General features: G+C 71.4%; 12 protein-coding genes. 11 read left to right on the plus strand and 1 reads right to left on the minus strand.

Going from position 1 to position 12,378, the window contains the following annotated elements; translation table 11 throughout:
- Positions 1 to 190: 190 nt before the first annotated feature.
- Positions 191 to 1,390, minus strand: coding sequence for a sensor histidine kinase (locus HED23_RS03255; protein ID WP_203181935.1), 1,200 nt, complete (start codon positions 1,388 to 1,390; stop codon positions 191 to 193).
- A 204-nt stretch (positions 1,391 to 1,594) separates the two neighbouring features.
- Between HED23_RS03255 and HED23_RS03260 the strand changes: the two genes are divergently transcribed.
- The 11 genes from HED23_RS03260 (at position 1,595) to mscL (ending at position 12,365) form a co-directional block, all read left to right on the plus strand.
- Entirely contained in the window at positions 1,595 to 1,996 is a 402-nt protein-coding gene (locus HED23_RS03260; protein ID WP_203181936.1) for an NADH-quinone oxidoreductase subunit A, read from the plus strand.
- Complete coding sequence (locus tag HED23_RS03265; RefSeq protein WP_203181937.1) at positions 1,987 to 2,622, plus strand: NADH-quinone oxidoreductase subunit B; 636 nt, start codon at positions 1,987 to 1,989, stop codon at positions 2,620 to 2,622. The genes HED23_RS03260 and HED23_RS03265 overlap by 10 nt, the downstream gene beginning before the upstream one ends.
- Positions 2,619 to 4,079 (plus strand): NADH-quinone oxidoreductase subunit C, encoded by a 1,461-nt coding sequence (locus HED23_RS03270; RefSeq protein ID WP_203181938.1) that lies wholly within the window; start codon positions 2,619 to 2,621, stop codon positions 4,077 to 4,079. Before HED23_RS03265 ends, HED23_RS03270 begins: the two co-directional genes overlap by 4 nt.
- The gene (locus HED23_RS03275; RefSeq protein WP_203181939.1) at positions 4,076 to 5,044 is read left to right on the plus strand and encodes a complex I subunit 1/NuoH family protein; all 969 of its coding nucleotides are present in this window, start codon (positions 4,076 to 4,078) and stop codon (positions 5,042 to 5,044) included. Before HED23_RS03270 ends, HED23_RS03275 begins: the two co-directional genes overlap by 4 nt.
- The gene (locus HED23_RS03280; protein ID WP_203181940.1) at positions 5,044 to 5,646 is read left to right on the plus strand and encodes a NuoI/complex I 23 kDa subunit family protein; all 603 of its coding nucleotides are present in this window, start codon (positions 5,044 to 5,046) and stop codon (positions 5,644 to 5,646) included. The genes HED23_RS03275 and HED23_RS03280 overlap by 1 nt, the downstream gene beginning before the upstream one ends.
- Entirely contained in the window at positions 5,643 to 6,254 is a 612-nt protein-coding gene (locus HED23_RS03285; protein WP_238441826.1) for an NADH-quinone oxidoreductase subunit J, read from the plus strand. The genes HED23_RS03280 and HED23_RS03285 overlap by 4 nt, the downstream gene beginning before the upstream one ends.
- Positions 6,254 to 6,667 carry an NADH-quinone oxidoreductase subunit NuoK gene (nuoK, locus tag HED23_RS03290; protein WP_203181941.1) on the plus strand — a complete coding sequence of 138 codons (414 nt, stop codon included), beginning with the start codon at positions 6,254 to 6,256 and terminating at the stop codon, positions 6,665 to 6,667. The genes HED23_RS03285 and nuoK overlap by 1 nt, the downstream gene beginning before the upstream one ends.
- On the plus strand, positions 6,664 to 8,664 hold the full coding sequence (locus HED23_RS03295) for an NADH-quinone oxidoreductase subunit L (protein ID WP_203181942.1): 2,001 nt from the start codon (positions 6,664 to 6,666) through the stop codon (positions 8,662 to 8,664). The genes nuoK and HED23_RS03295 overlap by 4 nt, the downstream gene beginning before the upstream one ends.
- 27 nt (positions 8,665 to 8,691) lie before the next feature.
- Entirely contained in the window at positions 8,692 to 10,242 is a 1,551-nt protein-coding gene (locus tag HED23_RS03300; protein WP_203187341.1) for a complex I subunit 4 family protein, read from the plus strand.
- Positions 10,239 to 11,774, plus strand: coding sequence for an NADH-quinone oxidoreductase subunit N (locus HED23_RS03305; RefSeq protein WP_203181943.1), 1,536 nt, complete (start codon positions 10,239 to 10,241; stop codon positions 11,772 to 11,774). Before HED23_RS03300 ends, HED23_RS03305 begins: the two co-directional genes overlap by 4 nt.
- A 126-nt stretch (positions 11,775 to 11,900) precedes the next feature.
- Positions 11,901 to 12,365 (plus strand): large conductance mechanosensitive channel protein MscL, encoded by a 465-nt coding sequence (mscL, locus tag HED23_RS03310; protein WP_203181944.1) that lies wholly within the window; start codon positions 11,901 to 11,903, stop codon positions 12,363 to 12,365.
- Positions 12,366 to 12,378: the final 13 nt, after the last annotated feature.

Raw genomic sequence — 12,378 nt, forward strand, 5'->3', positions numbered from 1 at the left:
TGATGTCTCAAGACTGCTGTGCCGGCGCCCTCCTCACCATGAGGAGGGTCTCCGTATCCGGCAGGGGGTTTTCCCCACCATGGGGAGGCCTCGCCCGGAGACCGGGGCACGATCACGCGGCGCACGCGGAGGGCGCCGGCGCCCGGCGGTGGGGTGGCGGCTGTGGGGAGGCCGGGGCCCGGTGACGGGGTCACCCCGCACCGACCCGCTCGGCCTCGGTCTCCGCGCGGTCGCGCCAGGGCAGCTCCGCGGTGACCGTGGTGGGGCCGCCCTCCGGGGAGTCCAGGACGAACAGCCCGTCGACGGCTCCCAGCCGCTCGGCCAGCCCCGCCATGCCCGTACCGCCGTCGAGCCGGGCGCCGCCCGCCCCGTCGTCCCTGACCTGGAGCATCAGCCGGTCCCCGGACCGCCACACGTCGACCGACGCCGCCTGGGCGCGGCTGTGCTTGCTGACGTTCTGGAGCAGCTCGGACACCGTGAAGTAGGCGATGCCCTCGATGGCCGCCGCCGGCCGCCCCGGCAGCTTCACGGTCACCGTGACGGGGACGGTGCAGCGTGAGGCGATGGCGGAGAGTGCGGCGTCGAGTCCTCGGTCGGTGAGGACGGCGGGGTGGATGCCTCGGGCGAGGTCGCGGAGTTCCTGGAGGGCGACCTTGACCTCGCCGTGTGCCTCGTCGACCATGCGGGCGGCTGCTTCGGGGTCGTCGGTGAGCTTCTCCTTCGCCAGCCCCAGGCCCATGGCGAGGGCGACGAGGCGGGCCTGTGCGCCGTCGTGGAGGTCGCGTTCGATGCGGCGCAGGTCGGCGGCGGCCGTGTCCACGACGACACCCCGGTCCGACTCCAGCTCGGCGATCCTGCGCTCCAGTTCGTCGGAGGGCGAGAGCAGGCCCCGCACCATCGCGCGGTCCGCGTTCGTCAGGCCGCGCGCGATGTACGGGAGCACCGGCCAGAGGACGAACAGGCTCACCAGCGTCACCGCGAACGTCGCCACGCCCCAAGGCAGCCGGATGAAGGAGTACAGCAACGTCCGCCAGCCCACCGGGTCCTTCAGCCCCGACCACAGCCAGGTGAAGAAACCCTGGCCCCGACGGGTCAGCGCCATCGGGCTCGGCTCCTCGATCCGCACCCCGAGCATCTTCCGCGCCCGGCCGCGCTCGGCCCGTCCGAGCCCCCGTGCGCCCTGCAGCCCCAGCGCGAGCAGCGGCAGCCCGATCACGGTGACGGAGAGCCCGGCGCCCACACCGACCAGGAACACGGTGTAGACGAACCCGGCGATCGCCATCGGCAGATTGGCCAGGAGATACGCGATCTCCTTCCACGTCCACCGGTCGAAGGCGAAGCGCGCGGGCGGCGGCCGGTCGTTGTCCGGCGGGGAGGGGCTCATGGTCATACGACCAGCGTGCCGGGCCGGGAGCGCCCACGCCATGGGGTTCGTGGGTGAGGCCGAGTAGGGATAACCCCACCTCGGATCGCGCCTCGCGTGTCGCCTCCTGCCCCACCCGTTGTGCGACGGGGCTGCTTACCGTCTCTTTAACAGGGCCTAGACTCCCGTGCGTACAGACCGTCGAACAGGTTGAGGGAGCGAGGGGCGGACGTGGAGGACGTGCCGGGACCGACCGTTCTCGCGTCGGACTACTTCCAGAGCTACTCAGTGGTCGGACTGCTCGCCCTGGTGGGCGTGCTGTTCGTCGCCGTCGCCTTCGGGGCCGGCCGGCTGCTGAGGCCCGTGGTCCCGACGCCGGAGAAACTCCTCACGTACGAGTGCGGTGTCGACCCCGTGGGGGAGGGCTGGGCCCACACCCAGGTTCGCTATTACGTGTACGCCTTCCTGTACGTGATCTTCGCCGTCGACTCGATCTTCCTCTTCCCGTGGGCGACGGTGTTCGCGGCCCCCGGATACGGGGCGACGACGCTGGTGGAGATGTTCATCTTCCTCGGTTTCCTGGCCGTGGGACTGCTCTACGCATGGAAGAAGGGCGTCCTCGAATGGGCGTGACGAGCCGGCCGAACCCCGAACCCCCCGTGTCGTTGCCCGACCCGACGCCGCTGCCCGAGCCGAAGAAGCTCGGCGTGCTGTCACGGCTCGCACCGGAACCGATGAAGGTGGTCCTCAACTGGGGGCGCCGTTACAGCCTCTGGGTCTTCAACTTCGGACTCGCCTGCTGCGCCATCGAATTCATCGCCGCGTCCATGGCACGGCACGACTTCATCCGGCTCGGCGTCATCCCGTTCGCGCCAGGGCCCCGGCAGGCCGACCTGATGGTCGTGTCCGGCACGGTGACGGACAAGATGGCTCCCGCCGTGAAGCGGCTCTACGAGCAGATGCCCGAGCCGAAGTACGTCATCTCCTTCGGCGCCTGCTCCAACTGCGGCGGGCCCTACTGGGATTCGTACTCCGTGACGAAGGGCGTGGACCAGATCATTCCCGTCGACGTGTACGTACCCGGCTGCCCGCCCCGGCCCGAGGCGCTCCTCCAGGGCATCCTCAAGCTCCAGGAGAAGATCGCCCGCGAATCGCTGGCCGAGCGCTACGCCACCGAGGACACGGCCCGGCCCTCGACCGCGGCCCTCCGCAGCGGTCTCGTGGCACCCCCGAAGACGCCGGGGGAGGAGCGGACATGACCGCCTCGGACACCTACGACCGGCTGCCCGACGCCGTCACCGACGTCTTCGGCCCGGACGCCACCGCCGCGCGGGCCTACGACCTGCTGACCGTCGACGTCCCCGCCGCCTCCTGGATCAGGGCCCTCGAAACGGCCCGCGACGAGCTGGGCTGCACCTACTTCGACTGGCTGAGCGCCGTCGACGAACCGGGCACCGGCTTCCGCGTCTGCGCCCATGTCGCGGCCCTCGGCGGCGGTACGGTCCGGCGCCTGCTGCTCCGAACGACCGTCCCGCACGAAGCGGCCACCCTGCCCACCGCCGTCGGCGTCTACGCGGGCGCCGCGTGGCACGAGCGCGAGACGTACGAGATGTTCGGCGTCGCGTTCGAGGACCACCCGCATCTGGTTCCCCTGTTGCTGCCCGAGACCTTCGAGGGCCACCCGTTGCGCAAGGACTTCGTCCTCGCGGCCAGGGTTGCCAAGGCCTGGCCGGGGGCGAAGGAGCCGGGCGAGTCCGAACACGGCGGACCCAAGCGGCGCACCATGCTGCCACCGGGCGTGCCCGATCCCAACGAGTGGGGCCCGCTCAAGGGGCAGCTGCCGCCCGCCCCGGCCCGCCCGGCCCGGGGAGCGCGCCCTGCGGGCGACCGCCCGGTGCGCCGGGCGCGCAGCGCGAGCGAGGGTTCGGCGGGGCAGCGGCCTGTCACGCCGCCGGACGCCGCAGGCGCTCCGGAGGCGGCGGAGACCCCGCAGGCGGCCCGGCCACGCCGTACTCGTAGCGCCTCCCAGGGTTCGGCGAGTCAGGCCGCCGGCCCGGCACCCACACCTCCTGCCGGGACGGCGGACGCCGGCGACGCGGCCCGGGCGACGGGGGCGGCCGGCAGCGCGGACGCGCCCTGGCACGACGCGCGCCCCGCTTTCGACGACGCGCCGAAGCAGCCGGCGCCGGAACGGCCGGCGCCGGCGGAGCCCGAGCAGCCTGGGCCCGAGCAGCCGGAGTCCGGGGCGCCGGAGCCCGACGCCGGGCAGGAACGGCAGTCGGCGCCGTCGCCGGCGCCGGAAACGCGGCGGGAGCGGGGGCCGGAGCCGGAGCCTGAGCGGTCGTCGGGGCCTGAGCCCCGGCCGGAACGGCAGTCCGCGCCGGAGGCGGAGCCGGAATCGCGGCGGGAGCGGGGGCCGGAGCGGTCGTCGGGGCCTGAGCCCCGGCCGGAGCCTGAGCGGTCGTCGGAGCCCGGGGAACCGGAGGCCTCCACGCAGGGTGCCCCCACCCGCGCCCCGGACAGCGTCCCCGGCCTCGATTCCGGCAGTGCCCTCGCGCCCGAAAACGACAGGGGCCCTGCCCCGGAGCCCGGCAGCGGCGACGCTCCGGAGCCCGGCAGCTCTCGTGAGTCCGGCTCCGCCCCCGAGCCCGGCTCCCCGTCCCGAACCGACCGTTCCCCCGGTCCCGACCGACCCGCCGGAGGCGATACCGCGTGAACGACGTACTGGACGTCGCCCTCCGCCTCGTCATCGTCTTCGCCGTGTTCATGGTGGTCCCGCTCGTCGTGGGGCAGGCGGAGCACAAGGTGATGGCCCACATGCAGGGCCGCCTCGGCCCCATGTACGCGGGCGGGTTCCACGGCTGGGCCCAGCTCGTCGCGGACGGGGTGAAGTTCGCGCAGAAGGAAGACGTCGTACCGGCCGACGCGGACCGCCGCATCTTCCAGCTGGCCCCCGCCGTCGCCCTGCTCCCGTACCTCCTCGTGATCGTCGCCATCCCGATCGGCCCCAGCGAGGGAGCGGTCGGTCAGGTCGTCGACGCGGGCATCTTCTTCGTGCTGGCCGTCATGGGTGTCGGCGTACTGGGCTCGCTGATGGCGGGCTGGGCCTCGGCCAACAAGTTCTCCCTCCTCGGCGGTCTCCGTACCGCCGCGCAGCTGCTCGCGTACGAACTGCCGATGCTGCTCGCCGCCGCATCCGTGGCCATGGCGGCCGGTACCGTCTCGCTCCCCGGCATCCTCAACGCCTTCGAGTGGTGGTGGCTGCCCTGGCAGATCGTCGGTGCCCTGGTCTTCTTCGTGGCGGGGCTGGCCGAACTCCAGCGGCCTCCCTTCGACATGCCGGTCGCCGACTCCGAGATCATCTTCGGCGCGTACACCGAGTACACGGGCCTACGCTTCGCCCTGTTCCTGCTCGCCGAGTACGCCGGCATCGTCGTCCTGTGCGGTCTGACGACCGTCCTCTTCCTCGGCGGATGGCACGGCCCGATGGGCGCCGACGGGCTCGGCTGGGTCTGGACCCTGCTCAAGACCGGTGTGCTCGCGTTCGTCGTCATCTGGCTCCGGGTCACCTATCCCCGCCTGCGCGAGGACCAGCTGCAGAAGCTCGCCTGGACCACACTCATCCCCCTCGCCCTCGCGCAGATCGCGCTCACCGGCATCGTGAAGGTGGCGATCAACTAGTGCCCCCGATCCCCGGCTCAGGCCTGGCCAAGGGTCTCGCCGTCACTCTGCGGACCATGACCAAGCGCACCGTCACCGCGCAGTACCCCGACGTCCAGCCCGAACTCCCGCCCCGCACCCGTGGCGTCATCGGTCTGTTCGAGGAGAACTGCACGGTCTGCATGCTCTGCGCCCGTGAATGCCCCGACTGGTGCATCTACATCGACTCCCACAAGGAGACGGTGCCCCCGGCCGCGCCCGGTGGCCGCGAACGCAGCCGCAACGTCCTGGACCGCTTCGCGATCGACTTCGCCCTGTGCATGTACTGCGGTATCTGCATCGAGGTGTGTCCCTTCGACGCACTGTTCTGGTCGCCCGAGTTCGAATACGCGGAGACGGACATCCACGAACTCACCCACGAGCGCGACAAGCTCCGCGAGTGGATGTGGACCGTTCCCGAGCCGCCCGCGCTCGATCCGGGTGCGGAGGAGCCGAAGGAGATCGCCGCCGCCCGCAAGACGGCCGACAAGCTCCAGGCTCAGGAAGCACGCGAGGCAGAGGAAGCACGCGAGGCCCAGGAAGCCCGGTCGGGCCAGGCGACGGAAGAGGAGGGGGAACAGTGACCCTCGCCTCCGCCGGCGGACACCCCGGCTTCCTCTCACCGACCGGCGTCGAGATCGCCTTCCTCCTGGTCGGGATCGCCACCCTCGGCGCAGCCCTCATCACCGTCACCACGAAGCAACTCGTGCACGCGGCCCTCTGGCTCGTCGTGGCGCTCGGCGGCATAGCGGTGGAGTACCTCCTGCTCACGGCCGAGTTCATCGCGTGGGTGCAGGTCCTGATCTACGTCGGTTCCATCGTGGTCCTCCTCCTCTTCGGCCTGATGCTGACCAGAGCCCCCATCGGCCGTTCCCCGGACGCCGACTCGGGCAACCGCTGGATCGCCCTCGGCGCTGCCGTCTCCTCCGCCGCGGCCCTCGTCTGGGTAGTCGTGGACGCCTTCCGTACGACCTGGATCAACCTGGACGGCCCGGCCCAGGGCTCCACCAAGGCCTCCGGAGAATTCCTCTTCCGGCACTGGGTGCTCCCCTTCGAAGCGCTCTCCGTCCTGCTGCTCGCCGCCCTCGTGGGGGCGATCGTCCTGTCCCGCAAGGACCGCGAGGTCACCAAGGGCGGCAAGGGTCGTCAGGACCGCCAGGACCGTCAGGGCAGCAAGGAGGGCAAGAGCTGATGCACCTCGCCTATCCCGCCGTCCTCGCCGTCCTCATCTTCTGCACAGGGCTGTACGGCGTACTCGCCCGCCGCAACGCGATCCTCGTCCTGATGTCCGTCGAGCTCATGCTCAACGCCGTCAACCTCAACCTGGTCGCGTTCGACGTCTGGCTCCGCGACGCACTCCACGCGGGCCAGGCGCTCACCCTGTTCACGATCGCCATCGCCGCGGCCGAGATCGGCATCGGCCTCGCGATCGTCCTGGCCGTCTACCGCAACCGCGGCAGCTCGGACGTCGACCGCCTCCGCGACACCGCTGAGACCGACGCCGCCGAAACGCTGCCCGACGCCTACGCCGACGCCGGGGACACCACCGCAGACCAGGCCACTGCTCCGGCAGGGAAGGCAAAGAAGGCAGAGGCCACCGCGTGACCACCACGACCCTCGCCGTCCTCGTCCCCCTCCTCCCCTTCCTCGGCGCCGCCGCAGGGCTGCTCCTGGGTCGTACCGCGCCCGGCTTCGTGCGTCCCCTCGCCGTCCTGCCGACCCTCGCCGCCGCCGTGCTCGCCGTCGTCGTCGCGGCACGCCAGGGCGGCGGCCGGCCCATCGACGCCGCGACCCAGCTGACCCCGACCGGCTCGGTCCCCATCGACCTGGCCCTGCACCTCGACGGCTTCGCCGTCCTCGTCGCCGTCCTCGTCGGGCTCGTCGCCACCTGCGTCCAGATCTACTCGACGGCGTACCTGAAGAACGACGCCCGCTACCCCTCGTACGCGGCCCTCGTCTCCCTCTTCACCTCCGCGATGCTCCTCGTCGTCTACTCCGGCGACCTCATGGTGCTCCTGGTCGGCTGGGAGATCATGGGCATCTGCTCGTACTTCCTCGTCGGGCACTACTGGGAGACCCCCGAGGCCCGCGCCGCCTCCCTCAAGGCCTTCCTCGTCACCAAACTCGGCGACGTGCCCTTCCTCATCGGCCTGTTCGCACTCGCGGCGGACACCGGCACCTTCCGCATCACCGGCATCCTGGCCGCCGTCACCAACGGCGGACTCGACCACCCCACCCTGATCGCCCTGCTGCTCCTCGCCGGCGTCGCGGGCAAGTCCGCGCAGTTCCCCCTGCACACCTGGCTGCCCGACGCGATGGCCGGCCCCACCCCCGTCTCCGCGCTCATCCACGCCGCGACGATGGTCGCCGCCGGCATCTACTTCGTGGCCCGGCTCCTCCCCGTCTTCGCAGCCTCAGGCGCCGCTCTCGTCGTCCTCGCCGTGATGGCGGCCGTCACGATGATCGGCTCCGGACTCGCCGCACTCGCGCAGGACGACATCAAGCGCGTCCTCGCCTATTCGACGATCGGCCAGCTCGGTTACATGTCCGGTGCCCTGGCCGTCGGCGACCGGGGTGCCGCCGTCTTCCACCTCCTGTCGCACGGTGCCTTCAAGGCAGTCCTCTTCCTGGCGGCAGGCGTCGTCATCCACGCGGCGGGAACCAACTCACTCGCCGCCATGTCCCGCATGGGCGGGCTGACGAAACGCATCCCCGACGCCTACTGGACGATGACCGTCGCGCTCCTCGCGCTCGCCGCCATCCCTCCCTTCGCCGGCTTCTTCTCCAAGGAAGCCGTCCTCGTCGCCGCCGAGCACACCGCCTTCGGCGACCGTGACGTCGCCCCGGCCGCGGCCGGCTGGACGATCCTCGTCGCCGGGCTCGCCGCCGCGGTCCTCACCGCCGCCTACGCCACCCGGCTGTGGCTCCTCGCCTTCCGCGGGCGCGGGCCCGAGGCCCCCGACCACGGCAGGCAGCCCGTCGCGATGACCTCGGTCCTGTGGGTCCTCGCAGTCCCCACGATCGCCTTCGGCCTCACCGCCGGCGTACTCACCGACTGGTTCGACGGGCACAGCCTCGCCCCCTCGCTCACGACCGCCGTCCTCTCCACCGGCGTCGGACTCGTCGGCGGCCTCGTCACCTACGGGGCATGGCGCCACACCACGGCGCTCGCCGACCGCCCCCCGGTCGGTGCCGTCGCCGCCCACCCCGATGCCGAACCCGCCCTCGTGGAAGCGGAGGCGATGGCCTCGCACACCGCGGCGTACGGCACCATCGCGGGCGCCCCGGACCCCTCGGACCCCGGCAGGCTCCTCCTGGGGCCGCTGCACCGCCACGCGGTCACCGGCTTCCACCTCGATGCCCTGTACTCGGTGCTGTTCGTCCGCCCCGTGGGAGCCGCCGCACGGCTCGTCCGCTTCCTGGACCGTGAGGTCGTCGACACCTACGTACGCGGCTCGGGCAGCACCGCACGCGGGCTCGGCACCCTGGTCCGCCGCGCCCAGACCGGCAATGTGCAGACCTATCTCGGCGCGCTGCTCGCCGGAACCCTTGTCCTGGCGATCGCCGCCGTCGTCTTTGCCAACGTCTACGCCGGGGCGTGAGCCGTGTTCGATATCAGCGCATCCGTGATGCAGATCCTTCTGGCGTTCATCGTCGTCGCCCCGCTCCTCGGCGCGGCCGCCGCGCTCCTGCCCGCCCCGCCCGGCCTCAAGGGCAGGAACCCCGACCAGGCGGTGCTCCGCCACGGCGTGACCGTCACCGGCGCCGTACTCCTTGCCGCGCTCGTCCTGGCCGCGGGCTTCGACCACGACCACCCGTCGAAGATGCAGGCCACCACGGACATCAGCTGGATCCCGGCACTCGACGTCCGGATCCACCTCGGCACCGACGGCATCTCGCTCCCCCTCATCGTGCTCACCGCGCTGCTGACCTTCCTCTGCGCGCTCCACAGCTACTTCAAGCCCCCCGCAGGCCCCTCCCCGAAGGCCTTCGTCGCTCTCGTCCTCGTCCTGGAGGCCGGCACCCTCGCGACCTTCGCCGTTCTCGACCTGCTGCTGTTCTTCCTGGCCTTCGAGATGGTCCTCATCCCGATGTACTTCCTCATCGCCCGCTGGGGCGGCGACCGGAAGCAGCCCGCCGCCTGGAAGTTCATCCTCTACACGCTGCTCGGTTCCGTGGTCATGCTGCTCGGACTGCTCCTCATCGGACTGAAGAGCGGCACCTTCGACATGGTGGCACTCGCCACTGACAACGGTCGCGGACTCACCACATCCGTGCAGGTCACCGCCGTACTGGCGGTCGGGATCGGCCTGGCCGTGAAGACCCCGATGTGGCCGCTGCACAGCTGGCTGCCGGACGCCCACACCGCGGCCCCGACCGTGGGATCCGTCCTCCTCGCCGGCGTACTGCTGAAGATGGGTACGTACGGATTCGTCCGCATCCTGCTCCCCGTCACCCCGGACGGGATGCAGACCTTCGCGCCCTATCTGGCCGCCTTCGCCGTGGTCGGGATCATCTACGGTTCCCTCGCCTGCCTCGCCCTCGCCCGCCCCGGCGCGAAGGGCGACCTCAAGCGCCTGATCGCCTACTCCTCCGTGGGCCACATGGGATTCGTCCTCCTCGGCATCGCGACCATGACCCCCACCGGAGTGAACGGCGCCCTCTTCGCGAACATCGCCCACGGCCTCATCACCGGCCTGCTGTTCTTCCTGGTCGGCGCCGTCAAGGACCGCTACGGCACGGCGGACCTCGACACCCTGGCCGGTGCCACCGGGGCCGCTCTCTACGGCCGCGCGCCCCGGCTCGGCGGCCTCCTCGCCTTCGCCGCGGTGGCCTCGCTCGGCCTCCCGGGCCTCGCCGGGTTCTGGGGCGAGATGCTCACGCTGTTCGGTGCCTTCGACCCCGCAGAGGGCCTCAGCCGCCCCGCCTTCCTCACCTTCATGTCCATCGGCGCCCTCGGCACCCTGCTCACGGCCGCGTACATGCTGATCGTCGTACGCCGCGTCTGCATGGGCGAGCACCGTGAGCAGCCGCACCCGATCGCCGACATCCAGCGCCACGAGTTCGCCGCCTGGACCCCGCTCGCCGCCCTGACCGTCCTCGCCGGCCTCTGGCCCGCCGTCCTCCTCGGCCTCACCGACCCGGCCGTGCAGAAGCTCCTCGCAGGAGGCAAGTCGTGACCGTCGCAGCCGACAGCGCAACCGGGGTGGCAAGCCTCGTCCAGTCGGTCGACTGGCTCGCGATCGCGCCCCCCGTCATCGCGGCGTCCGTGGCCCTGCTCGTCCTCGTCGCCGACCTCTTCGTCGGCGAACGGCACAAGCCGCTCCTCGGATACGGAGCCGTCGCCGGGCTCGTCGCCGCCCTCGCCACGCTCCTCCCGCTGCGCGCCGGAGACCGCTCCACCTTCTGCCTCACCGGCCCGACCCAGGCATGCAGCTACACCGCCGACCATTTCGCCCTCGTCATCCAGGCCCTCGTGCTCGGCGGGGCCCTGGTCACCGCGCTGCTCTCGGTCGGCGACACCCGCAAGCTGCCGGCAGGCGAATTCTGGTTCCTGCTGCTTGCCTCCGCCGCCGGAGCCGCACTGCTGCCCGCGGCCCGGGACCTCGCGACACTCGTCGTCGCCCTCGAAGTCGCCTCGCTCCCCGCGTTCGCCCTGGTCGGCATCAAACGCGGTGACCGACGCTCCTCCGAAGCGGCCCTGAAGTTCTTCCTCTCCTCCGTCGTCGCCACCGCCGTCATGCTCCTGGGCGTCAGCTTCGTCTACGCGGCGACCGGCACCATGCACCTCACGGAGATCGCCGCCCGCCTCGACGACGTACCGGGCAGGTTCGCCACCCTCGCCGAGGCAGGTGTCGTCCTCACCCTCGTCGGCTTCGCCTTCAAGACGGCCGCCGCGCCCTTCCACTTCTGGGTCCCGGACACCTACGTGGGAGCCCCGCTGCCCATCGCCGCCTACCTCTCGGTCGTCGGCAAGGCGGTCGGCTTCTCCGGCCTCATCCTCGTCACGGTGATCGGCTTCCCGTCGCACGCCGACGTATGGGGCCCCGCCCTGGCCGTCCTCGCCGCCCTCACCATGACCATCGGCAACGTCGCCGCCGTCCGTCAGAACGCCACCCGCGCCCGGAGCGCCGTACGGCTCCTCGCCTGGTCGTCCGTGGGCCAGGCCGGCTACCTCCTCGTGCCGATCGCCGCCGCCGCGTACTCCAGCGACGCGCAGATCGGCTCGACCGTCGCCTACGCGCTCATGTACGCCGTGGTCAACCTCGGGGCCTTCGCGGTGGCCGCCCTCGTCGCCCGCACACACCCCGGAAACCGCCTCAGCGACTACCGGGGCCTGTACGCCACCCGCCCGCTGGCCGCGCTCGCCATGGGCTTCTTCCTGCTCTGCCTGGCGGGCCTGCCCCCCGGCATCATCGGCCTCTTCGCCAAGGTCACGGTCTTCTCCTCGGCCGTCGACGCCGGACTCGGCTGGCTCGCCGTCGTCATGGCCGTCAACGTGGTGATCGCGCTCTACTACTACCTTCAGTGGACCGCCGCACTCTTCCGGTCCCCGGAGGGCGACACCAAGGCCCAGGCGGAACCCCCGGCGACCAAGCACCTGGTCCCCGCCCCGCTCACGCTGGCGATCGTCCTCACCGCCGTAGCGGGAATCACACTGTCCGGCGCCCCCCAGCTCATCCTCCGCTTCGCCGCCGTCAGCCTCTTCTGACCGGCCCCCACCGGCCCCGACCGGTTTGGCGATGGAGCCACGCGCAGGGCATGGTCATGCGTGCACGCGTCACGTAAATCAATGCGCAGGACGAGTACGCATGAAGAGCACAGAGGAGCAAGAGCGGTGCTGAACGGGTTCAAGGACTTCATCCTCCGCGGGAACGTCATCTCGATGGCCATCGGCCTCGCCGTGGGAGCGGCCTTCACCGCCGTGGTCACCGGCTTCAGCAACGCGTTCATCGTGCCGCTGATCGGCGTCTTCACCCGGGGCACCGGCGACTTCAGCAAGGCCTCCTACAGCGTCGACGGCGTCACGTTCCCGTACGGCCTCTTCATCAGCGCCGCCATCGCCTTCATCATCACCGCAGCGGTCCTCTACTTCCTCGTCGTCCTCCCCATGGCCAAGGTCCAGAACCGCTTCACGGCGAAGGAGGAGGAGCAGAAGGCGGACATCAAGGCCGCCCTGCGCGACTGCCCCCGCTGCTTCACCGAGATCCCCGCCATCGCCACCCGCTGCGCCCACTGCACCAGCGATGTCGAGCCGGACGCGGAAGCCCGCGCGCTCGCAGGGCTCCCCGCCCAGCGCTGACCCGCCGGCGCAG

The sequence above is a fragment of the Streptomyces pratensis genome, assembly GCF_016804005.1.
In the GTDB taxonomy this organism is placed as follows: Bacteria; Actinomycetota; Actinomycetes; order Streptomycetales; family Streptomycetaceae; genus Streptomyces; species Streptomyces pratensis_A.